20 protein-coding genes are annotated in these 22,325 nt (G+C 72.2%); 7 read left to right on the top strand and 13 right to left on the bottom strand.

Annotated features, from left to right (window positions below):
• The first annotated feature begins 231 nt into the window (after positions 1-231).
• On the top strand, positions 232-999 hold the full coding sequence (locus PYR72_RS18795; protein WP_275456412.1) for a SigE family RNA polymerase sigma factor: 768 nt from the start codon (positions 232-234) through the stop codon (positions 997-999).
• A gap of 292 nt (positions 1,000-1,291) precedes the next feature.
• Here the strand turns inward: PYR72_RS18795 and PYR72_RS18790 are convergent, their stop codons facing one another.
• Complete coding sequence (locus tag PYR72_RS18790; RefSeq protein WP_275456411.1) at positions 1,292-1,921, bottom strand: uridine kinase; 630 nt, start codon at positions 1,919-1,921, stop codon at positions 1,292-1,294.
• Positions 1,922-2,061: 140 nt separating this feature from the next.
• Here PYR72_RS18790 and PYR72_RS18785 point away from each other — a divergent pair, with 140 nt between their 5' ends.
• Positions 2,062-2,469, top strand: coding sequence for a hypothetical protein (locus tag PYR72_RS18785; RefSeq protein ID WP_037723140.1), 408 nt, complete (start codon positions 2,062-2,064; stop codon positions 2,467-2,469).
• A gap of 98 nt (positions 2,470-2,567) precedes the next feature.
• Here PYR72_RS18785 and PYR72_RS18780 read toward each other — a convergent pair whose 3' ends face one another.
• Genes PYR72_RS18780 through deoC form a run of 3 tightly spaced genes read right to left on the bottom strand, consistent with a single transcriptional unit; the run spans position 2,568 to position 5,873 of the window.
• Positions 2,568-3,455, bottom strand: a complete 888-nt coding sequence (locus tag PYR72_RS18780) for an aldehyde dehydrogenase family protein (RefSeq protein WP_275456410.1) — start codon at positions 3,453-3,455, stop codon at positions 2,568-2,570.
• Positions 3,448-4,884 carry an aldehyde dehydrogenase family protein gene (locus PYR72_RS18775; protein ID WP_275456409.1) on the bottom strand — a complete coding sequence of 479 codons (1,437 nt, stop codon included), beginning with the start codon at positions 4,882-4,884 and terminating at the stop codon, positions 3,448-3,450. The genes PYR72_RS18780 and PYR72_RS18775 overlap by 8 nt, the downstream gene beginning before the upstream one ends.
• Positions 4,885-4,889: 5 nt before the next feature.
• The gene (deoC, locus tag PYR72_RS18770; protein WP_275460449.1) at positions 4,890-5,873 is read right to left on the bottom strand and encodes a deoxyribose-phosphate aldolase; all 984 of its coding nucleotides are present in this window, start codon (positions 5,871-5,873) and stop codon (positions 4,890-4,892) included.
• A gap of 231 nt (positions 5,874-6,104) precedes the next feature.
• Here deoC and PYR72_RS18765 point away from each other — a divergent pair, with 231 nt between their 5' ends.
• Together PYR72_RS18765 and PYR72_RS18760 are read left to right on the top strand one after the other, a co-directional pair.
• Entirely contained in the window at positions 6,105-6,878 is a 774-nt protein-coding gene (locus tag PYR72_RS18765) for a PH domain-containing protein (protein ID WP_275456408.1), read from the top strand.
• A gap of 578 nt (positions 6,879-7,456) precedes the next feature.
• Entirely contained in the window at positions 7,457-9,262 is a 1,806-nt protein-coding gene (locus tag PYR72_RS18760; RefSeq protein ID WP_275456407.1) for a hypothetical protein, read from the top strand.
• A gap of 10 nt (positions 9,263-9,272) precedes the next feature.
• Here PYR72_RS18760 and PYR72_RS18755 read toward each other — a convergent pair whose 3' ends face one another.
• The 3 genes from PYR72_RS18755 to PYR72_RS18745 form a co-directional block, all read right to left on the bottom strand.
• Complete coding sequence (locus PYR72_RS18755) at positions 9,273-10,904, bottom strand: phospho-sugar mutase (RefSeq protein WP_275456406.1); 1,632 nt, start codon at positions 10,902-10,904, stop codon at positions 9,273-9,275.
• A 299-nt stretch (positions 10,905-11,203) separates the two neighbouring features.
• Positions 11,204-12,028 carry a purine-nucleoside phosphorylase gene (locus tag PYR72_RS18750; protein ID WP_275456405.1) on the bottom strand — a complete coding sequence of 275 codons (825 nt, stop codon included), beginning with the start codon at positions 12,026-12,028 and terminating at the stop codon, positions 11,204-11,206.
• A gap of 128 nt (positions 12,029-12,156) precedes the next feature.
• Complete coding sequence (locus tag PYR72_RS18745; protein ID WP_045562870.1) at positions 12,157-12,594, bottom strand: gamma-glutamylcyclotransferase; 438 nt, start codon at positions 12,592-12,594, stop codon at positions 12,157-12,159.
• 169 nt (positions 12,595-12,763) lie between these two features.
• Between PYR72_RS18745 and PYR72_RS18740 the strand changes: the two genes are divergently transcribed.
• Both PYR72_RS18740 and PYR72_RS18735 read left to right on the top strand, forming a co-directional pair.
• The gene (locus PYR72_RS18740) at positions 12,764-14,212 is read left to right on the top strand and encodes an NAD(P)H-quinone dehydrogenase (protein ID WP_275456404.1); all 1,449 of its coding nucleotides are present in this window, start codon (positions 12,764-12,766) and stop codon (positions 14,210-14,212) included.
• A gap of 194 nt (positions 14,213-14,406) precedes the next feature.
• Positions 14,407-15,414 (top strand): DeoR/GlpR family DNA-binding transcription regulator, encoded by a 1,008-nt coding sequence (locus tag PYR72_RS18735; RefSeq protein ID WP_275456403.1) that lies wholly within the window; start codon positions 14,407-14,409, stop codon positions 15,412-15,414.
• Between the two features lie 111 nt (positions 15,415-15,525).
• On the opposite strand, the gene PYR72_RS18730 is transcribed toward PYR72_RS18735, so the two are convergent.
• Complete coding sequence (locus PYR72_RS18730) at positions 15,526-16,092, bottom strand: TetR/AcrR family transcriptional regulator (protein WP_275456402.1); 567 nt, start codon at positions 16,090-16,092, stop codon at positions 15,526-15,528.
• Between the two features lie 313 nt (positions 16,093-16,405).
• Positions 16,406-18,178, bottom strand: coding sequence for a biotin carboxylase N-terminal domain-containing protein (locus PYR72_RS18725; RefSeq protein ID WP_275456401.1), 1,773 nt, complete (start codon positions 18,176-18,178; stop codon positions 16,406-16,408).
• A gap of 393 nt (positions 18,179-18,571) precedes the next feature.
• On the opposite strand from PYR72_RS18725, the gene PYR72_RS18720 reads away from it, so the two are divergent.
• A complete protein-coding gene (locus PYR72_RS18720; RefSeq protein WP_275456400.1) occupies positions 18,572-19,027 on the top strand; it encodes a hypothetical protein in 456 nt (151 codons plus the stop codon).
• A gap of 26 nt (positions 19,028-19,053) precedes the next feature.
• Here the strand turns inward: PYR72_RS18720 and PYR72_RS18715 are convergent, their stop codons facing one another.
• The 4 genes from PYR72_RS18715 to PYR72_RS18700 all read right to left on the bottom strand — a co-directional run bounded on the left by PYR72_RS18715 (position 19,054) and on the right by PYR72_RS18700 (position 22,035).
• Positions 19,054-19,674, bottom strand: coding sequence for a nucleoside triphosphate pyrophosphatase (locus PYR72_RS18715; RefSeq protein ID WP_275456399.1), 621 nt, complete (start codon positions 19,672-19,674; stop codon positions 19,054-19,056).
• 317 nt (positions 19,675-19,991) lie between these two features.
• A complete protein-coding gene (locus PYR72_RS18710; protein WP_005480905.1) occupies positions 19,992-20,120 on the bottom strand; it encodes a hypothetical protein in 129 nt (42 codons plus the stop codon).
• 72 nt (positions 20,121-20,192) lie between these two features.
• On the bottom strand, positions 20,193-20,402 hold the full coding sequence (locus PYR72_RS18705) for an acyl-CoA carboxylase epsilon subunit (RefSeq protein WP_275456398.1): 210 nt from the start codon (positions 20,400-20,402) through the stop codon (positions 20,193-20,195).
• A gap of 25 nt (positions 20,403-20,427) precedes the next feature.
• The gene (locus PYR72_RS18700) at positions 20,428-22,035 is read right to left on the bottom strand and encodes an acyl-CoA carboxylase subunit beta (RefSeq protein ID WP_275456397.1); all 1,608 of its coding nucleotides are present in this window, start codon (positions 22,033-22,035) and stop codon (positions 20,428-20,430) included.
• Between the last annotated feature and the right edge of the window lie 290 nt (positions 22,036-22,325).

Raw genomic sequence — 22,325 nt, 5'->3', positions numbered from 1 at the left:
CGTTCGCGTAGCCGTACGACTCTTTTCTGTGATCGTCCTGTCCCCTGACTGGGCCCCGCCCCTGTGACAGCTCTGTGACAGTCGGCGGACACGGCGATGAAGGTGGACGGGCAATCTTTTCGGCACAGGCAAGGAAACACCGCCCGGCAGCACGGGGGGGCGGAGCCGGGGAGTACGAAGAAGCACCACGGCACAGCATCACAACCGGAAGTCCACGACGGGGGGCGCGAGATGAACACGCTGCACAGCACCAGCACTAGCGCAGTTGTCACGCGGCTCCACGACGTCGTCCGGAACACGGAGAAGTCCGGTGCCGTGAGCGGGCGGGGGTGCGCTCGCGGCACCGGGCGTCAGCACACCACGTTCATGTCGGTGGTTGACGCGCACGTGGGGGGAAGCACCACGGGGGTCACGGGGGTCACCCACGGGGGAACGGGGACCGCGTACGGGGAGGGCACGGGGGAGCGCCGGTCTGTGTCGGAGGCGGAGTTCACCGCCTACGTCCAGGAGCGTCGTGCCTCCCTGTACGCAACCGCCTACCACCTGACCGGAGACCGCTACGAGGCCGAGGACCTGCTGCAGAGCGCGCTGTTCTCGACCTACCGGGCCTGGGACCGGATCAGTGACAAGGCCGCGGTCGGGGGATACCTCCGCCGCACCATGACCAATCTGCACATCAGCGCGTGGCGCCGCCGCAAGCTGAACGAGTACCCGACCGAGGAACTGCCGGAGACCGCCGGTGACACGGACGCGATGCGCGGCACCGAACTGCGCGCCGTCCTGTGGCAGGCGCTCGCCCGGCTCCCCGAACTCCAGCGGACGATGCTGGTCCTGCGCTACTACGAGGGCCGCACCGACCCGGAGATCGCGGAGATCCTCGACATCAGTGTCGGCACGGTGAAGTCGAGCATCTGGCGGTCGCTCCGCCGGCTGCGCGAGGACGAGGTCCTCAGCTTCGGCCGTGACGAGGAGGAGTCCTTCGGGGAGCTTGTCGCCTGAAGGTCGGCGGGGGGAAGTAGGTAACGGGGGAAAAGCGGGGGGAGCACGGGGGAGACGAGGGACGTCACGGAGGCGCGGGGGGAGCGCCGACGTGACGGCCGGGGGGTGACCGGCGGGGTCCGGGGGGGGACCACGACGGTGCAACGGGGGAAGCACGGGGGAACACGGGGGAAGGCGGGACTGGAGGGCCGGGGGGTCCGTCCAGTCCCGTTTTCATGTGTGCCCGCTGCCCGCTGCTCGGGCCCGCCGTCCCGGTTCTGCCGTCCCGGTTCCGGCGACCGGGGGCCGGGCCTCAGGCCGTGGCTGCCGCGCCTCGGCCCGCGGCGGCCGCCGACAGACGCCCCAGGGCCTCGTCCCGGTCGCAGGGATGGGCGCCCAACTCCGTCTGCCGGGCCACGATCGAGCGCTCCAGACGCATCAGCCGCCAGCCCCGCCGCAACAGGAACGGCACCGACTTGCGGCCCTCGCGCAGATCGCGCAGGAAGCGGCGGCGGAACGTCTTCACCGCGCCGCGGGACAGGCACAGTGCGTCCGCCAGCAGGCCCAGTTCACGGCAGCGCCCGACGATCTCGGCGGCGAAGATGCCCTCGGCGATGAACACCGGCGTCGGCCCGATGCTCAGCGCCTCCGCGCCGGTCCGCGCGCTGAGCGAGATGTCGTACGCCGGCACGGTCGTACGGCCCGTGCGGCACAGTTCCTCGATCGCGGCGACGGCGGCGTCCGCGTCCCACGACAGCGGGTGATCCCAGTCGATGTCCGTACTGCCCGCCACCTGCGGCAGTGTCGGGTCGTCACCCTCCTTGTAGAAGTCGTCCAGCCGCAGCACGGGCAGGCCGGAGCGGGCGGCGAGGAGGGACTTGCCTGAGCCGGACGGACCGGTCAGCAGGACGACCCGGGTCGGTATCGGAGGATGCGAACTCACGAGAGTCCAGTGTGAGGCATCGCGCGGCTCCCGCCGAGTCGGCGGGTCGCCCTTGGAGCGCACATCACACCTCAACTACCGTTCGTGTCTCTATGATTACTTTCCGAAACGGAAACGTACAGGACAAGGTGGCACCGCTGATGGCTCGACTCTCGGCTCCCCAGACCCCCGACGCCCGGCGCCTGCTGCTGGCCGTCACCACCGCGGGGCTCGCGCTCGGCGCGGGCGCCGGTACGGCCGCGGCGGCGGACGGCGCCGCACCGGTCGTCGACGTGCTGCGCACCCGGCCCACCTCGCTCGGCCAGGTCGACCCGCAGGCGGGCCTGCAGGCCCTCACCGGGACCGTCGGTTACGTCACCGGCCCGGTGGCGGGCCTCAAGCCCAACCCGCTGGCGGGCACGGGCGTCGACCCGCTCGACAACGGGGTGGGCACGCAGTTGGCTGACTTCCAGCCGCTGACGTCCACCGCCCTGACCGGGCCGGTGGCGCAGGCGCCGTCGATCGGGAGCATTCCGGTGCTCGGGCAGGTGGTGGGCGGGCTGCGCTGAGCGCCCGTTGAGCAGCCCGTGACGAGCGCGGGGAACCGCGGGGCCGGACCGGACGGATCGCGCCGTCCCGAGGCTCCCGCGGTTCCCCGCGTCCCGGATCAGTAGGCGGAGCCCGAGGCGCCCAGCGACCCCGTCGGGTGCCAGACCGTCTTGGTCTCCAGGAACGCCGTCATACGCTCCAGGCCGGGCGTGGCCGACCAGTCGTCCACAGGCTGTGGACGCAGGATGCGCTTGAGGTTGTCGGCCGCCGCGATCTCCAGCTCCTTCGCCAGCACCTCGTCCGCGCCGGCCAGGTCGATCGCGTTGACGTCCTGATGGGCGGCCAGCGGCGCCGCGATCTCCGCCGTACGGCCGGAGAGGACGTTGACGACACCGCCGGGGACGTCGGAGGTGGCCAGCACCTCGCCGAGCGACAGCGCCGGGAGGGGGGACCGCTCGCTCGCGATCACGACCGCCGTGTTGCCGGTCGCGATCACCGGGGCCAGGACGGAGACCAGGCCCAGGAAGCTCGACTCCTGGGGTGCCAGGACCGTCACCACGCCCGTCGGCTCGGGGGAGGAGAGGTTGAAGTACGGGCCCGCCACCGGGTTTCCGCCGCCGACGACCTGGGCGATCTTGTCGGTCCAGCCCGCGTACCAGACCCAGCGGTCGATCGTCGCCTCCACCTGGGCGGCGGCCTTCGACTTCGACAGGCCCTCGGCTTCGGCGACCTCGTGCACGAACTGGCCCTTGCGGCCCTCCAGCATCTCGGCGACGCGGTAGAGGATCTGGCCCCGGTTGTACGCCGTCGCGCCGGACCAGCCGCCGAACGCCTTGCGGGCGGCGACCACCGCGTCACGGGCGTCCTTGCGGGAGGAGAGCGGTGCGTTCGCCAGCCACTTGCCCTTTGCGTCGGTCACCTCGTACACCCGGCCGCTCTCGGAACGCGGGAACTTCCCGCCGACGTACAGCTTGTAGGTCTTGAAAACAGACAGGCGGTCAGACATCGAGGTACGCCTCCAGGCCGTGGCGGCCGCCCTCGCGGCCGAAGCCCGACTCCTTGTAGCCGCCGAACGGCGACGTCGGGTCGAACTTGTTGAACGTGTTGGACCAGACGACGCCCGCGCGCAGCTTGTTCGCGACGGCCAGGATCCGGGAGCCCTTCTCGGTCCAGATGCCCGCCGAGAGGCCGTACTGGGTGTTGTTGGCCTTGGCGACGGCCTCGTCCGGGGTGCGGAAGGTGAGCACGGACAGGACCGGGCCGAAGATCTCGTCCCGCGCGATGGTGTGCGCCTGGGTGACGTTCGTGAACAGCGTCGGGGCGAACCAGTAGCCCGCGGAGGGCAGTTCGCAGGCCGGGGACCAGCGCTCGGCGCCCTCGGCCTCGCCGCGCTCGACGAGCGAGGTGATCCGGGTGAGCTGCTCCTCGGAGTTGATCGCCCCGATGTCCGTGTTCTTGTCGAGGGGGTCGCCGAGGCGGAGGGTGGAGAGCCTGCGCTTGAGGGAGTCCAGCAGTTCGTCCTGGATCGACTCCTGGACCAGCAGGCGGCTGCCCGCGCAGCAGACCTGGCCCTGGTTGAAGAAGATGCCGGTCACGATGCCCTCGACGGCCTGGTCGATCGGGGCGTCGTCGAAGACGATGTTCGCCCCCTTGCCGCCCAGTTCGAGCGTGACCTTCTTGCGGGTGCCCGCGACCGTCCGCGCGATCTGTTTGCCGACCGCCGTGGAGCCGGTGAAGGCGACCTTGTTCACGTCCGGGTGCGCGACGAGGGCCGCGCCCGTGTCGCCGTAGCCGGGAAGGATGTTGACGACACCCTTGGGCAGGCCCGCCTGGCGGCAGATGTCCGCGAAGAACAGCGCCGAGAGGGGGGTCGTCTCGGCGGGCTTCAGGACCACCGTGTTGCCGGTGGCCAGCGCCGGGGCGATCTTCCAGGCCAGCATCAGCAGCGGGAAGTTCCAGGGGATGACCTGGCCCGCCACGCCGAGGGGGCGGGGGTTCGCGCCGTAACCGGCGTGGTCGAGCTTGTCGGCCCAGCCCGCGTAGTAGAAGAAGTGCGCGGCGACCAAGGGGAGGTCGGCGTCCCGCGTCTCCTTGATGGGCTTGCCGTTGTCCAGGGTCTCCAGGACGGCCAGTTCGCGGCTGCGCTCCTGGACGATGCGGGCGATGCGGAAGAGGTACTTCGCGCGCTCCGCGCCGGGGAGGGCCGACCACTTCTCGAAGGCTCTGCGGGCGGCCTGTACGGCGCGGTCCACGTCCGCCTCGCCCGCGCGGGCGATCTCGGAGAGGACCTCCTCGGAGGAGGGGCTGACCGTCTTGAAGACCTTGCCGTCGGCGGCCTCGGTGAACTCGCCGTCGATGAACAGGCCGTAGGAGGGGGCGATGTCGACGACCGCCCGGGACTCGGGGGCCGGTGCGTACTCGAATGCGGAAGCCATGGGGATCAGTCCACCGTCACGTAGTCGGGGCCGGAGTAGCGGCCGGTGGCCAGCTTCTGGCGCTGCATCAGCAGGTCGTTGAGGAGCGAGGACGCGCCGAAGCGGAACCAGTGGTTGTCCAGCCAGTCCTCGCCCGCGGTCTCGTTGACCAGGACGAGGAACTTGATCGCGTCCTTGGTGGTGCGGATGCCGCCGGCGGGCTTCACGCCGACCTGGACACCGGTCTGGGCGCGGAAGTCGCGGACGGCCTCCAGCATGAGGAGGGTGTTGGCGGGGGTGGCGTTCACCGCGACCTTGCCGGTCGAGGTCTTGATGAAGTCCGCGCCCGCGAGCATGCCGAGCCAGCTGGCGCGGCGGATGTTGTCGTAGGTCGAGAGCTCGCCGGTCTCGAAGATGACCTTGAGCCGGGCCGAGGAGCCGCAGGCCTCCTTCACGGCGGTGATCTCGTCGTGGACCTTGAGGTAGTTCCCGGCGAGGAACGCGCCCCGGTCGATGACCATGTCGATCTCGTCGGCCCCGGCGGAGACGGCCTCGTGGACGTCGGCCAGCTTCACGGCGAGGGCGGCGCGACCGGCCGGGAAGGCGGTGGCGACGGAGGCGACCTTGACGGTGGAGCCGGCGACGGCGGCCTTGGCCGTGGGCACCATGTCCGGATAGACACAGACGGCGGCCGTGGCGGGGGTCGTGCGGTCGCCCGGGTCGGGGAGGACCGCCTTGGCGCCGAGGGACCGGACCTTGCCCGGGGTGTCCGCGCCTTCCAGGGTCGTCAGATCGACCATGGAGATGGCCAGGTCGATGGCGTACGCCTTGGCGGTCGTCTTGATGGAACGGGTGCCGAGGGAGGCGGCACGCGCCTCCAGGCCGACCGGGTCGACGCCGGGCAGCCCGTGGAGGAAGCGGCGCAGCGTGCTGTCGGACGCGGTGACGTCGGCGATGGGGGCACCTCCCACGCGTTCAGCAGTGGGGGAGTGGGGTGCAGCTGTGGACATGGTCACCAGACGAGCATATCTACGCGCGTAGCAGGTGTACAGCCCCCGGATTGATTGCCGGCGCCCGGGACCCCGGGCGACCGCCGCCCGCGCCGGGTGGCGAAGCCCGGTGCGAACGGCGGCCGCCCGGTCGCGCGCTGCTCCGTGCTCCCGCGCACGCCCGCGCCCTCCCGCGCGGCGCGGGCCGGGTGGGCTGCGAACAGTTCCGGAGCGTCGGGCAGAATCGGACGTATGAGCACCTCGGATCAATCGTCGCCCGAGCCGGAACGCACCTCGGCGGCTCGTGAGCGCGCGGAGACCGGCACGGCCTCGGAGACCCCGAAGGCCGCGCAGGCTCCGGCGACGGCGGCGGCGCCCGCCTCGAAGCCCGCCAAGCCCGTGTACCGGGACCGGGTCTACCGCTCGCCCGCCGGACTGACGGGCGGGGTGTTGCTGCTCGGGCTGATGGCCTGGCTCGGCGGGGACGCGGTGCTGTCCGGGGAGGGGCGTACGCCCTGGCTGGCGCTGGCGTCCCTGCTGGTGGCCGTCCCCTTGGTGGTCGCGTTCTCGGTGCGGCCCGCCGTGTTCGCCAACGACGACCGGCTGCGGGTGCGCAACCCGTTCCGGGTGATCGAGCTGCCGTGGGCGAGTGTCGTGTCCCTGCGCTCCGGCTACACCAACGAGGTGATCGACACGAGCGGCGCCAAGTACCAGCTCTGGGCGATCCCCGTCTCGCTGCGCGGCCGCAAGAAGGCCGCCCGGCACCAGGCCCGGGAGGCGCACCGGGCCGCCAAGGGCGGGGCCAGGGGTGGGGGCGCGGGCGCTGACGCGGGGCGCACCGCCCCGGCCGGGCGGCCGATGCGGGCGGAGACCGACCAGGTCATGGCCGATCTGCGGGAGCTGTGCGAGGCACGCGCGAAGGCGCTCGGGTCCCAGGGGGAGCCGAGCGTGCGGTGGGCCTGGGAGATCGCGGGTCCCGCGGTGGCGGGTGCCGTGCTGCTGCTGGTGCTGATCGCGGTCGGGTGACGGGACTGGGCGGCGGGCCTTCCGGCCGTGGCTGACGGCAACCGTGACCGTGACGGTGACGGCGACTGTGGGCCGGGGTCGGTGGTTGCGGGGTGGGCGGCGATGTCGTCGGCCTCGGAGGCGGGGCTCGGTGCACTCGTCCTGAGGGGTTGGTGCTCGTGCTGATCGCGGTTGGGTGACGGGGCCGCGCGGCGGGCCTTCCGGCCGTGGCTGACGGCAACGGTGACGGTGACGGCGACTGTGGGCCGGGGCCGGTGGTTGCGGCCCGGGCGTAGGGCGGTGTCGTCCGGCCCGGGGCGGGGCTCGGTGTGCTCGTCGTGGAACGGGCTCGTGGGGTGTGACCGGGGTCCGGGGTGGGCGCTTGCCGGATCAGGCCCAGACATCTGTTCTATGGTGGCTGGAAACGCGCCGGACCAGACGTCCGGGAAGCATGCGACGGCCAACACCCGGCGGATCCGGGTGTGTTGGTCCGGAACATGCCCGTGCGTCCCGCCTTCACAGCCCTGTCCGCTTGGATCGCGTCGGATCGCGCGCGGCGAACGGCGTATCGACGACGGCGGCGGAGTGTCCACGAGACGATGACCACGAACCTTGAGCCCCGGCCGCAGGCCGGGCCCGCAGCGCCGCGCGCGCTGCCCGCGACCGCCGTGCCCGAGGGCTGCGTCGCCTGGAGCGGGGACAAACTGCAGGCATGGGCGCGGACCCGGCCGCCCGTGTGGGTGCCGGCCAGGACCCGCCCCCTGCACCTGCTCGCCGTGGTCCCGGGCGGCCTCGTCGTCGGCTTCTGGCTGGCGAACTTCGCGGAGGTGCCCGCCGCACTCGCCGTACTGGTACCCCTGCAACTGGTGTGGACCCTGGTCAGGCCCGAGGTCGTACGGGTCTCGGCGCCCCTGCTCACGCTCCTGCTGGCCTGGGAGGGGGAGACGCACGACGTGCCGACCCTGCTGGGCCTCATCGCCCTGACCTTCACCTGGGCCGCGGCCGAGATCCGGCTGAGCAAGGGGCGGCTGCAGCGGCAGTGGGCCGTGGCTGCCGCCGCGGGAGCGTCCGCCACCGTGCCGGACGGGGCGGGGCCGGTGCGCCGCGGCCGGTTCCTCACGGGGTTCGGGCTCGTGCTGGCCCTCCTCGGGGCGGGGCTGCTCGCCCTCGCCTCCGGCCGGGAGGTCCTCACCGACCGGGACGCCGTCACGCTCGTCGGCTGGTTCGTCGTCGGCTGGGGGCTCACCTCGCTGCTCTCCGGCCGGCTGGGGCGCCGCCGGGCCGCCGCGCTGCGGGGCGCCCCCGTGCCGGTGCTGCGGGTGCTGGTGCGCGACGGCGCCGACGGGGACGCCGAGGTCTTCGCCGCCGACGACGTGCAGGCGCTGCGCCCGCTGTTCACCGTCGCCACCGAGGAGTGGTACGACGACAGCGACGAGGAGTCGGACGAGTCCGACGAGTCCGAGGAGCGCGTCGGGCGGGAGGCGCGGGACGAACTCCTCGACGCGATCGACGATGCCGACGATGACGACGAGGAGCCCGGAGTCCTGCGGGAGGCCGTGCTGTACGGGCCGCCCCACGACGGCGCCGAGGTCGTGATCGTCAGCGCGCCGGAGCGGCCCGCCGCGCCGGAGCGGCCGGACGGGTCGCAGGGGCAGCCGGACCTGCGGAAGCCGGACGAGCGGGACGACGTGGACGTGGCCGGGGGAGTGGGCGGTTCGGCGGCGGACCTGGTCGTCGAGTCCTCCAGCGGCCCGGTACGTCCGCTGACCGAGCGTGCCGTACGGCGCCGGGCCGCCGCGCAGCGGGCCGGGGAGCGGCGGCACGCGGTCCACGAGGAACTGCGCGCCGAGGCGGCCACCCGGAGCCTGGAGCGGCTGCGCGAGGAGCCGCAGCCGGTACGGCGCTGGCGGGCGGGGTGGGCCGACTGGACCACCGCCCTCCTGACGGCCGTCGTGATCGCCGCCGTCGGGCTGTACCCGGACGGAACGGCACGGTACGTCGTCGGCGGTCCGGTCGGCCTCGTCGGCGTCCTGACGCTGCCGCAGCTGCTGGTCTGGCGCATCAGGGCCGACCGCACGGGCCTGTGGCTGAGCGGCTGGCGCCGGACCCGGCACATCGCGTGGGACGACCTGGCGGCGGTCCGGTGCGCCGGGGCCGTGCTGACGGTCGACAGCCACGACGAGTCGTTCACGTCCTGGTCCGTCCGGTCGGAACGCTGGCGCCGGCTGGAGCGAGCACTGCGCGTGGTCCACCCCTACGAGCGGACCGCGGCCGAGATCACCGCCATGTGGCAGGAGCCCGCGCTGCGGCCCGACGGTGAGTACCGGCGCCGGGGGACGCCGCTGTGGCCGCTGGGCCTGGCGCTGGCCGTGGCGTGGGCGGCGGTGCTGGTGCTGGTCCCGTAGGGGGGAGCGGTCAGATGCCCGCGGCCGCCGACAGGTCCCTCTTGATCCCGGCCAGCAGGTCCGCCGCCTTCGCGCGGGCCGCCGGGAGGCCGGCGTGGTCGGCCACCGGCACCACGACCTCCAGGTAGCACTTGAGCTTGGGCTCGGTGCCGCTCGGGCGGACGATCACACGGGCGCCGTCGAGGGTGTAGCGCAGGCCGTCCGTGGGCGGGAGCCGGTCCGTGCCCCGGGTGAGGTCCTCGGCCGTGGTGACGGCCAGGCCCGCCAGGGCCGTCGGGGGCCGCTCACGGAGCCGCTCCATGGCGCGCGCGATGACCGACAGGTCCTCGACCCGGACCGAGAGCTGGTCGGTGGCGTGCAGACCGTGCTCGACGGCGATGTCGTCCAGCAGGTCGAGGAGGGTGCGGCCCTCCTCCTTCAGCCGCGAGGCGAGTTCCGTGATGAGCAGGGCCGCGGTGATGCCGTCCTTGTCCCGGACGCCCTCGGGGTCGACGCAGTAGCCGAGGGCCTCCTCGTAGCCGTAGCGCAGGCCCTCGACGCGGGCGATCCACTTGAAGCCGGTGAGGGTCTCCTCGTAGGGGAGGCCCGCCTTCTCGGCGATCCGGCCGAGGAGCGAGGAGGAGACGATCGACTCGGCGAACGTGCCCCGCACCCCGCGCGCGACCAGGTGGGCGGCGAGCAGCGCGCCCACCTCGTCGCCGCGCAGCATCCGCCAGTCGGCACCGTCCCGCACCGCCGCGGCGCAGCGGTCGGCGTCCGGGTCGTTCGCGACGATCAGGTCGGGGTCCGTCTCACGGGCCTTCGCGAACGCGAGGTCCATCGCGCCGGGCTCCTCCGGATTGGGGAACGCGACCGTCGGGAAGTCAGGGTCCGGCTCCGCCTGCTCGGCGACGAGGACGGGCTCCGGGAAGCCGGCCCGGGCGAAGGCCGCGAGCAGGGTGTCCTTGCCGACGCCGTGCATGGCCGTGTAGACCGTGCGGGCGGTGCGCGGGGAACCGGGCGAGAGGACCGCGTCCGTACGGGCCAGATAGGCGTCCAGGACACCGTCGTCGAGGGTGTCCCAGCCCGCGTCGGGGCGGGGGACGTCGTCGAGGGAGCGTACGGCGTCGATCTCGGCCGCGATCCCGGCGTCGGCCGGGGGCACGATCTGGGAACCGTCGCCGAGGTAGACCTTGTAGCCGTTGTCGCGGGGCGGGTTGTGGCTGGCGGTGACCTCCACGCCCGCGACCGCGCCCAGGTGCCTTATGGCGAACGCCAGGACGGGCGTGGGCAGGGGGCGGGGGAGGACGGCCGCGCGCAGGCCCGCGCCGGTCATCACCGCGGCGGTGTCGCGGGCGAAGTCGGCGGACTTGTGGCGGGCGTCGTAGCCGATGACGACGAGGCCGCCGCCCGCGCCCTGCCGGTTCAGGTACGCGGCGAGGCCCGCGGCGGCGCGGATGACGACCGAGCGGTTCATGCGCATGGGGCCGGCGCCCAGTTCGCCGCGGAGGCCGGCGGTGCCGAACTGGAGGGTGCCGGAGAAACGGGCGGTCAGCTCCGCCGTGTCCGCCGCGTCGATCAGCGCGCCGAGCTCGGCCCGGGTCTCCGGGTCGGGGTCCTCGGCCAGCCACGCCTTGGCGCGGGCGATCAGGTCGTCGTGCACGGGGGTCAACCTCTCGTTCTTTGTTTGTGGATGCGTCGAGATGTGTTGAGGGGGCGGGGGCGGGGGTGCGTGTTCGGGTGCGGGTGCGTGGGGCTTCTCGCGCAGTTCCCCGCGCCCCTAAAAGCATCAGGCCCCTGCGGGCCTGAAAGACCACGGCCCTGCGGGCTTGAAGGACCACGGTCCTGCGGGCCTGAAAAGCATGGGGCGCAGCCCTTGCTTTTCAGGGGCGCGGGGAACTGCGCGACCAGCCCCCACTCACCCGCACCCGACAACACACCCCGCCCGGCGGAGCCCTGCCGCTACAGCCGGTTCAGGACCTGGGTCAGCAGCGCGCCCATGCGGGTCGCCGAGTCGCGGCCCGCCTGGAGGACCTCCTCGTGGTTCAGGGGCTCGCCCGTCATGCCGGCCGCCAGGTTGGTCACCAGGGAGATGCCCAGGATCTCGGCGCCCGCCTCGCGCGCGGCGATGGCCTCCAGGACCGTGGACATGCCGACCAGGTCCGCGCCGATCACGCGGGCCATCCGGATCTCCGCCGGGGTCTCGTAGTGCGGGCCCGTGAACTGCGCGTAGACGCCCTCCTCCAGCGAGGGGTCGATCTCCTTGCACAGGGCGCGCAGGCGCGGGGAGTACAGATCCGTGAGGTCGACGAAGTTCGCGCCGACGATCGGCGAGGTCGCCGTCAGGTTGAGGTGGTCGCTGATCAGCACCGGCTGGCCGGGGCGCATGCCCTCGCGCAGACCGCCGCAGCCGTTGGTGAGGACGACCGTCTTCACCCCGGCCGCGACGGCGGTACGGACGCCGTGCGCGACGGCGGCGACACCGCGGCCCTCGTAGTAGTGCGTGCGGCCCAGGAAGACGAGCGCGCGCTTGCCACCGATCCGGTACGAGCGGACCTTGCCGCCGTGGCCCTCCACCGCCGGCGGCGGGAAGCCGGGCAGGTCGGTGACCTGGAACTCGGCCTCGGGGGCGCCCAGCGCGTCCACGGCCGGGGCCCAGCCGGAGCCCATCACAAGCGCGACGTCGTGGGTCTCGGCGCCCGTCAGCTCGCGCAGGCGCGCGGCAGCGGCGTCGGCGGCGGCGTACGGGTCGCCCTGGATGTCGTCCGGAAGAAGAGATGCGTTCACGCGTCGAGGGTATCCGGTTTGGGCCTACGCGCGTAGATGACGAGGCGCACCGGATCGGGATCGTTGCCTTGTCGTTTCCAACGGCGCGGCCGGGCGCGCGGCGGCCCCGCACGCCCCGCCCCGCGCCCTCAGCAGGGGCGTTTGCGCAGTTCCATCACGTAGTCGTGGGGTGCGCCGGCCGACTCGGCCGCGTCCGCCACCTCGCCGAGGTAGCGGGCCGAGGGTAGCCCGCCCTCGTAGCCGTTGAGGACGTAGACCCAGGCCGGCTCCTCGCCGTCCAGGGTGTGGACGCGGACCCGCATCCGGCGGTATATGTCCAGGCCGACGCCGACCCAGCGGTCCATCGCGTCCTCGTCCATGGGGGCGATGTCGTACAGCGCCACGAAGACCTGGGAGCGCGGTGCCTCCACGACCGTGGCCAGCGCGCCCTCCCAGCCCATGTGCTCGCCGCCGAAGGTCAGCCGCCAGTCGTTCAGCCAGCCGGTGGCGCGCAGCGGGGAGTGGGGTGCCCGGCGGGACATCAGGCGCGAGTCCAGGTTGCCGGCGTAGGCGGCGTAGAGCGACATGGGGGAGAGGGTACGGGAGCGCTCCGCTTGGGGGGCCGGGCGCCTATTGAGGTGGGGGTGCCTGTTGTGTCGCGGGTGCGGGTGCGTTGTGGCTGGTCGCGCAGTTCCCCGCACCCCTTACGGGGCGGCACGCACCCCGACTCGTTGGTGCCCGTGCTCGTGCGGGAGAATGGGGCATGTGACTCGGATCGTGATCATCGGTGGCGGACCCGGCGGCTATGAGGCGGCGCTGGTGGCCGCGCAGCTCGGCGCGGAGGTGACCGTCGTTGACTGCGACGGTCTGGGCGGGGCGTCGGTGCTGACCGACTGCGTGCCGTCGAAGACCCTGATCGCGACGGCCGAGGTGATGACCACCTTCGACTCCTCCTACGAGGAGCTGGGCATCATCGTCGCCGACGACACCCCGTACATCGACACGCCCGCGCGTGTCGTCGGGGTCGACCTCGGCAAGGTCAACCGGCGTGTGAAGCGGCTCGCGCTGGCGCAGTCGCACGACATCACGGCCTCCGTGACACGCGCCGGCGCGCGGGTGATGCGCGGGCGCGGGCGGCTCCAGGGGCAGCAGGATCTCGACGGGTCGCGCAAGGTCGTGGTGCGCGCCGCCGACGGGTCGGAGGAGACGCTCACCGCCGACGCGGTGCTCATCGCCACCGGCGCCCATCCGCGTGAGGTGCCCGACGCCCAGCCCGACGGCGAGCGCATCCTCACCTGGACGCAGGTCTACGACCTGGACGAACTGCCCGAAGAGCTGATCGTCGTCGGGTCCGGTGTGACCGGTGCCGAGTTCGCCGGCGCCTACCAGGCGCTCGGGTCCCGCGTCACCCTCGTCTCCAGCCGCGACCGCGTCCTGCCGGGCGAGGACCCGGACGCCGCCGCCGTCCTGGAGGACGTGTTCCGCCGGCGCGGTATGAACGTCATGGCGCGCTCCCGGGCCCAGTCCGCCAAGCGGGTGGGCGACCGGGTCGAGGTGACGCTCGCGGACGGCCGGGTCATCAGCGGCTCGCACTGTCTGATGGCCGTCGGCGCCATCCCCAACAGCGCGGGCATGGGCCTGGAGGAGGCCGGCGTCAAGGTCAAGGAGTCCGGGCACATCTGGACCGACAAGGTCTCCCGGACGAGTGCGCCGGGCGTGTACGCCGCCGGTGACGTGACCGGCGTCTTCGCGCTCGCCTCCGTGGCCGCCATGCAGGGCCGTATCGCCATGTACCACTTCCTCGGCGACGCGGTGGCCCCGCTGAACCTGAAGACCGTCTCGTCCAACGTCTTCACCGACCCCGAGATCGCCACCGTCGGCTACACCCAGGCCGACCTGGACAGCGGGGCCATCGAGGCCGTCGGGGTGAAGCTGCCGCTGCTGCGCAACCCGCGCGCCAAGATGCAGGGCATCCGGGACGGCTTCGTCAAGATCTTCTGCCGGCCGGGCACCGGCATCGTCGTGGGCGGTGTCGTGGTCGCCCCGCGCGCCTCCGAGCTGATCCACCCCATCTCGATCGCGGTCGACAACAACCTGACCGTCGAACAGATCGCGAACGCGTTCACCGTGTACCCGTCCCTGTCGGGTTCGATCGCCGAGGTGGCGCGCCAGCTCCACACGCGCAAGGCGGGCGAGGGCGTCTGACGGTCCGTCGCACCGGTGGTGCGGCGGTTGAGTGACGGGCTGCGTGACGGGCTGTGTGACGGGCTGCGTGGCGGGTCGTGGGGCCGGTCCCGTGACCGGCCGTGTGGTCTGTTCCGTCCCGGATGGCCCCTATATCACTTCTCGCACCACCCTGCGAACAACTTCTGCTATTCGGCGCAAACTGCTGAAAGCAGATGGTCGTTGGCGTTACTGTCAGTTTCGTGTTCGCTGCAGAACGTCGTCAATTGATCCTCGAAATGGTGCGGGCCAACGGAGCCGTGTCGCTCCGTGAGCTCGCCCGCGTCGTCCAGACCTCCGAAGTGACCGTACGGCGGGACGTGCGCGCTCTGGAGGCAGAAGGACTCCTCGACCGCCGGCACGGCGGTGCGGTACTGCCGGGCGGGTTCACGCGGGAGTCCGGCTTTCCGCAGAAATCTCATCTCGCGACCGCCGAGAAGACGGCCATCGCCGACCTCGCCGCGAGCTTCGTCGAAGAGGGCGAGGCCATCGTGGTCGGGGCGGGGACCACCACGCAGGAGCTGGCACGCCGGCTCGCGCGGGTCCCCGGGCTGACCGTCGTCACCAACTCCCTGCTGGTGGCACAGGCGCTGGCCCATGCCAACCGGGTGGAGGTCGTGATGACCGGCGGGACCCTGCGCGGTTCCAACTACGCCCTGGTCGGCTCCGGCGCCGAGCAGTCCCTCCAGGGGCTGCGCGTCTCCAAGGCATTCCTCTCCGGGAGCGGACTGACCGCCGAGCGCGGCCTGTCCACGTCCAACATGCTGTCGGCGTCCGTCGACCGCGCACTGGTCCAGGCCGCCGCCGAGGTCGTCGTCCTCGCCGATCACACCAAGCTCGGCACCGACACGATGTTCCAGACGGTGCCGACCGATGTGATCACCAGGCTGGTCACCGACGACCCGCCCGGCCACGACGACCGCGCGGTCACCGAACTGCAGGCCCTGGCGGACCAGGGCGTGCAGATCTCCGTGGCCGGGGCGGCGGCCGGCGGCGGCACGGGAGGCGATCCCGTTCCGGCGCGCCCCTCGCGGCGTGACGTGCCGCTGCCGGGACCCCGCCGCAACCAGGTCCACGGCACCGCGCCCCAACTGCGCACCGCCACGGTCCTGGGGGACCAGCCGCCGGTCGGTGAGCGGGAGCGGGAGCGCGCGGCCCGGGTCGCGGACCTGCGGCGCCGGTAGCCGCGTCAGCAGCCGCGCCGCTGTGGGCGGACCTGCGGGCGGGGCGTGCCGTGTGGCCGTACGCCGACCGGTCGTCCACGTCGGCGGGTCGCTTCTCAGGCGTGTCGGCGGCTACGGGCGCAGGCCGCGCAGGGTCAGGGTCAGCAGGCGGTCGGCCAGCCCCGGATCGTCCGGGGTCTCCTCGGCCGCCAGCGCGATCGCGTGGGTGAGCTGGAGCAGGTCGCCGATCGCCACGTCGTCCCGTACGGCGTGGGCGTCCTGCGCTCGCCGCAGCAGGGCGGTGCCCGCCTCCCGGATCGGCGCGCAGCACCGGGCCAGGTCCGAGATGTTCTCGTCCGCGGCGCGGGAGTCCGCGTACGAGACCGTCATCAGGGCCTGGGCCAGACCACGGTATTCGCCCGCACGGGTGATGACGTCGCGCAGCCACGCGACCAGGGCGGCGCAGGGCTGGGGCGCTTCGAGGTGTGTCCGGGCGCGGGCCAGCAGATCGCCCACGGCCTCCTCGAAGACCGCGCTCAGCAGGGCCTGGCGGTTGGGGAAGTGGCGGTAGAGAGTACCGATGCCGACGTCCGCGCGGCGGGCGATGTCCTCCAGCGAGGCGCCGGTGCCATGGGCCGCGAACGCGAGGCGTGCCTCGGTGAGCAGACGGGCGTGGTTGCGGCGGGCGTCCGCGCGCATGGGCCTCCGGCCGGCTGCGGAGGGCCGGGTCCCTGCGGGCGGCTGGGCCGGGGTGAGGCTCACCGCGGTGATCACCTGCTCTCTTCTGCCGGGGGCGTCTTCAGCCTAAGAGCTCGGGTGCCCCGGGTGGGTGCGCGGGTGTGGGTGAGCCGGGGACGGCTTCTCGCGCACGTCCCCGCGCCCCAGGAGACGCAAGTCCCCGCGCCTCGGAAGTCGCAAGTCCCCAAGCCTCGGAAGTCGCAAGTCCCCGCGCCCCGGAAGACGCAAGTCCCCGCGCCCCGAGAAGATGGGGCGCGGGGACTTCAGGTGCTGGTCAGTCCTTGATCTCGCAGATCGGGGCGCCCGAGGTGATCGAGGCGCCGACCTCCGCGCTGAGGCCCTTGACGGTGCCGGAGCGGTGGGCGTTGAGGGGCTGCTCCATCTTCATGGCCTCCAGGACGACGATCAGGTCGCCTTCCTTGACCTCCTGGCCCTCCTCGACGGCGACCTTGACGATCGTGCCCTGCATCGGGGAGGCGAGGGTGTCGCCGGAGGCCGCCGGGCCGGACTTCTTCGCCGCGCGGCGCTTGGGCTTGGCGCCCGCCGCGAGGCCGGTGCGGGCCAGGGTCATCCCGAGAGCGGCCGGGAGGGAGACCTCCAGGCGCTTGCCGCCGACCTCGACGACGATCGTCTCGCGGTCGGAGTCGTCCTCGGCCTCGGTGTCGGCCGGGGCCGCGAAGGGCTTGATGTCGTTGACGAACTCGGTCTCGATCCAGCGCGTGTGGACCGTGAACGGGTCGCTGGAGCCGGTCAGCTCGGGGCCGAACGCCGGGTCCTTGACGACCGCGCGGTGGAACGGGATCGCCGTGGCCATGCCCTCGACGGTGAACTCGTCCAGGGCGCGGGCCGCGCGCTGCAGGGCCTGCTGCCGGGTGGCGCCGGTGACGATCAGCTTGGCCAGGAGGGAGTCCCACGCCGGGCCGATCACGCTGCCGGACTCCACGCCCGCGTCCAGGCGGACGCCGGGGCCGGTGGGCGGGGTGAACGTGGTGACGGTGCCGGGGGCCGGGAGGAAGTTGCGGCCCGGGTCCTCGCCGTTGATGCGGAACTCGAAGGAATGGCCGCGCATCGGCGGGTCGTCGTAGCCGAGTTCCTCGCCGTCCGCGATCCGGAACATCTCACGGACCAGGTCGATGCCGGTGACCTCCTCGGTGACCGGGTGCTCCACCTGGAGGCGGGTGTTGACCTCCAGGAAGGAGATCGTGCCGTCCAGGCCGACCAGGAACTCCACCGTGCCGGCGCCGACGTAGCCGGCCTCCTTCAGGATGGCCTTCGACGCCGCGTACAGCTCGGCGTTCTGCGCGTCGGACAGGAAGGGGGCCGGGGCCTCCTCGACCAGCTTCTGGTGGCGGCGCTGCAGGGAGCAGTCACGGGTGGAGACCACGACCACGTTGCCGTGGGAGTCGGCCAGGCACTGCGTCTCCACGTGGCGGGGCTTGTCGAGGTAGCGCTCCACGAAGCACTCGCCCCGGCCGAACGCCGCGACCGCCTCGCGGACGGCCGAGTCGTACAGCTCCGGGACCTCTTCGAGCGTGCGGGCGACCTTCAGGCCGCGGCCGCCGCCGCCGAACGCCGCCTTGATCGCGATCGGCAGACCGTGCTGCTCCGCGAACGCCACGACCTCGTCCGCGCCCGAGACCGGGTCGGGGGTGCCCGCGACGAGCGGCGCGCCGGCGCGCTGGGCGATGTGACGGGCCGCCACCTTGTCGCCCAGATCGCGGATCGCCTGCGGGGGCGGGCCGATCCAGATCAGGCCCGCGTCCAGGACCGCCTGGGCGAACTCCGCGTTCTCCGAGAGGAAGCCGTAGCCGGGGTGGACGGCGTCGGCGTCCGCGTCCTTCGCCGCCTGGAGGACCTTGCCCATGTCCAGGTAGCTGGTCGCCGGAGTGTCACCGCCCAGGGCGAACGCCTCGTCCGCGGCCCGCACATGCAGCGCGTCCCGGTCCGGATCGGCGTACACGGCCACGCTCGCGATCCCGGCGTCCCGGCACGCCCGGGCGACGCGGACAGCGATTTCGCCTCGGTTGGCGATCAACACCTTGCGCACGATGGCTCCCTCTCCTTGAAACAAGCCGAGTTTAGGGACTGCCGACACGGCGTTTCGACCCGTCCACAATGGTGAGCTTGCCCACACGGAGCGTGAAACGAGGCTCACTCAACCTGCGAAATCCCTTGTCGCACAGCATTGCGCAGGTCTCCATGCGGAAACCCTAGCCCTCTGATGTGGTCAAGGTCTCTGTGCGGCCGCGCTGCGGCCGGTTGGGTTTCTTTGTGGAATCCCTACTAATGGCCCAACGATTCTTTGCTCTCGTGAGAACCCTTGTCCCGGGGTTTACCCGTTAGTAGCGTTCGCGATGTCTGGAACACCTACCTGGGGTAACGACTGGGCCCCGCGAGGCGCTGAGAGCAGCAGGACGAGAGTGGGAAGTGGGTGGGGCCGGTGATCCGCAGACCGGTGGCGGTGGTCACGGCGTTCGTGCTGTTCGTGGAGGGGCTCGGGATCGCCGGGCTGCAGTGGTTCCTGGGCACGGTCGTCGACCGGCAGAAGATGTCGCTCGCCGGGCTGGATCCGGACGCGATGTCCCTCTCCACGAAGGCCGGGGGTGTCGTCTTCGGCCTCTACTTCGTCCTCTGCGGTGTGGTCGCCCTGCTCGTCGCGCTCCGCAACCGGCCCGCCGCCGGGCTCGGGAGGATCCTGCTCATCAGCGTGGCCGTCGTGCACGGGTTGCTCGGCGCGCTCACCGTGGGGCTGGTCGGGTGGGGTGCGTTCGTGTTCATGATGGTGGTGCTCGGGCTCGTGCTGCTCACGCTCATGACGTACGACCGGCAGGACGGGGTCGCCGGTGCCGGCGCTGTGCCGGAGCAGGCCGCTCCGGCCGCTCCCGGCGCCTCCTGACGGGGCCGGTTCGGTGGGGGCGTTCGCTACCTCGCGGGGGGCGCCCACAGCTCCGTGATGCCTACGCCCAGGTGGGCGAGCAGACGGCGGAGCAGGGGGAGGCTGAGGCCGATCACGTTGCCGTTGTCGCCCTCGATGCCGTCGATGAACGGGGCCGAGCGGCCGTCCAGGGTGAACGCGCCCGCCACGTGGAGGGGCTCGCCGGAGGCGACGTAGGCGGCGATCTCCTCGTCGGTGGGGTTGCCGAAGTGGACGACGGTGGAGGCGGTCGCGGACGTGTGGCGGCCGGTGGCCGTGTCGTAGACGCAGTGGCCCGTCTGGAGTGTGCCGGCGCGGCCGCGCATGGACTTCCAGCGGGCGGTGGCCTCCTCGGCGTCGGCCGGTTTGCCCAGGGCCTGGCCGTCCAGGTCGAGGACCGAGTCGCAGCCGATCACCAGGGCGTCCTTCGCCTCGGGCTTCGCCGCCACGACGGAGGCCTTGGCCTCGGCGAGGGCGAGGGCCAGGTCGGCGGGGGTGGGGGCGCTGACGGCGTCCTCGTCGACGCCGCTGACGATCACCTCGGGGGCGAGGCCGGCCTGGCGGAGCAGGTTGAGCCGGGCGGGGGACTGGGAGGCGAGGATCAGGCGGCGGGGCTGCTGGTCGGTCATGTGCGTCAGGGTATCGGCGGGCAGGGGTGGCGGGGGTGGGGTGGTCTTCCAGCGGTGGCTGGGGGTGGGGTGGGCTGCTGTGGGTGGGGGGTTCGCCTGGGGGCGGTGGGTGGGTCGGGGGCGCGCCGGGGGGTGTCCGTCCTCGGAACGGCGCGGAATCGGCTTGCTGGGAGGCGCGGGGCGTTGACGCGCCAACCGCTGCGGGCGGACACCCCCCGGCACACCCCCTTCTCGCCGTACGCGACCGACCCGGCGTTCACCGTCCGTCCAGCATGCATGGGTCGGCCCTTCGTTCACCGTCCGTGGAGGGTGCACGGTCAGCGGAGGCCCAGGACCAGCATGGCCAGGAGCATGGCGCAGGCCATGAGGACGCCGAGCCGCCGAAGCATGGCCTGCGTGTCGCGCAGTTCCTTCGGCGGCTCGTTCTCAGGGTCGGACCAGAGCATGCTGCGATGGTGCCCCGGCCGGGGGGCCGGGCGCCTGAGTACGCGTACTCAAATCGGTAGGGCGGATTCCGCTCAGCCGGGCCAATAGGTGCGGCTCCAGGTGACCGGGCCCGGGGCCGGGAGGCGGCGGGCGGCGATGCGGGACGGGTCGGACCAGGCGTCGCGGGGGGTGGGGGCGGTGGGGGGTTCGGTGGCTGCCGCCGCGGCGCGGGCTCTGACCACCGCCAGGGCGGCGGCCAGTTCCTCAGGGGTCGGGTTTCCCCGTACGACCTTGATGTTCATGACAGTTCCCGGTCGGCTGGAGGGGTCAGAGGGGGATGTTTCCGTGCTTCTTCGGGGGGAGGGACTCGCGCTTGGTGCGGAGTTGGCGAAGACCGCGGACGAGGTGGCGGCGGGTTTCGGAGGGCATGACGACGGCGTCCACGTAGCCGCGTTCGGCCGCCGTGTAGGGGTTGAGGAGGGTGTCCTCGTACTCCTGGATCAGGCGGGCGCGGACCTCTTCGCGTTCGACCTCGGGGGCGGCGGCGATGGTGCGGCGGTGGAGGATGTTGACCGCGCCCTGGGCGCCCATGACGGCGATCTGGGCCGTGGGCCAGGCGAGGTTGAGGTCGGCGCCCAGGTGCTTGGAGCCCATGACGTCGTAGGCGCCGCCGAACGCCTTGCGGGTGATGACCGTGATGAGGGGCACGGTGGCCTCGGCGTACGCGTAGATGAGCTTCGCGCCCCGGCGGATGATGCCCTCGTGTTCCTGGCCGACGCCGGGGAGGAAGCCGGGGACGTCGACGAAGGTCAGGACGGGGACGTTGAAGGCGTCGCAGGTGCGCACGAAGCGGGCGGCCTTCTCGGAGGCGTCGATGTCCAGGCAACCGGCGAACTGCAGGGGCTGGTTGGCGACGATGCCGACCGGGTGGCCCTCGACACGGCCGAAGCCGGTGAGGATGTTCGGGGCGAAGAGGGCCTGGGTCTCGAAGAACTCGGCGTCGTCCAGGACGTGTTCGATCACCGTGTGCATGTCGTACGGCTGGTTCGCGCTGTCCGGGACGAGCGTGTCCAGTTCGCGGTCCTCGTCGGTGAGCGTGAGGTCCGCCTGCTCGGGGAAGGCCGGGGGCTCGCTGAGGTTGTTGGACGGGAGGTAGGAGAGGAGCTGCTTGACGTATTCGATGGCGTCCTTCTCGTCGCCGGCCATGTGGTGCGCGACGCCTGAGGTGGCGTTGTGGGTGCGGGCGCCGCCCAGTTCCTCGAAGCCGACGTCCTCGCCGGTGACCGTCTTGATGACGTCCGGGCCGGTGATGAACATGTGCGAGGTCTGGTCGACCATCACCGTGAAGTCGGTGATCGCGGGGGAGTAGACCGCGCCGCCCGCGCAGGGGCCGACGACGAGGCTGATCTGCGGGATGACGCCGCTGGCGTGGGTGTTGCGGCGGAAGATCTCGCCGTACATGCCCAGGGCCATGACGCCCTCCTGGATGCGGGCGCCGCCGGAGTCGTTGATGCCGATGACGGGGCAGCCGGTCTTGAGGGCGAAGTCCATGGCTTTCATGATCTTTTGGCCGAAGACCTCGCCGAGCGAGCCGCCGAGGACCGTGAAGTCCTGGGAGAAGACGGCTACCGGGCGGCCGTCGACCGTGCCGTAGCCGGTGACGACGCCGTCGCCGTAGGGGCGGTTGTGCTCCATGCCGAAGTCGGTGGAGCGGTGGCGGGCGAACTCGTCGAACTCCACGAACGAGTCCTCGTCGAGGAGGAGTTCGATGCGCTCACGGGCCGTCAGTTTGCCCTTGGCATGCTGCTTCTCCACCGCGCGCTCGGAGCCGGCGTGCGTCGCCTCGCCGATACGGCGCTGCAGATCCGCGAGCTTCCCCGCGGTCGTGTGAATGTCGGTGCTCGTCGGGCTCGCCGACTGTTCCGGCTCGGACATCGGGATGCGGCTCCCTGCCTGCTGATGGGGACGTGAGGGACTCGGTGCGTACGCGGTGGTGCTGGACTCGTGCTCAGAAGTGTGTGGGGTTACTCATCCGTAGCGTAGTGCTGCGCCTACCGTTCGGCAGTGCGGCGTTTACCACACTGCTGACCCCTTCCGCTTGTGCGATCGGAGCGTCGCGGCGGGACACGTCGGAGGGGTGACATCACGAGAGTGATCGAGCGCCCGTGAACCTCGGCTCGTCCGGGCTGGAATCCGTCCCCTTCTCGCGGGGCGGAGGATGTCAA

This window comes from Streptomyces sp. VNUA24 (assembly GCF_029167005.1).
Taxonomy (GTDB): Bacteria; Actinomycetota; Actinomycetes; order Streptomycetales; family Streptomycetaceae; genus Streptomyces; species Streptomyces scabiei.
This window is presented reverse-complemented; position numbering and strand designations above follow the sequence as displayed.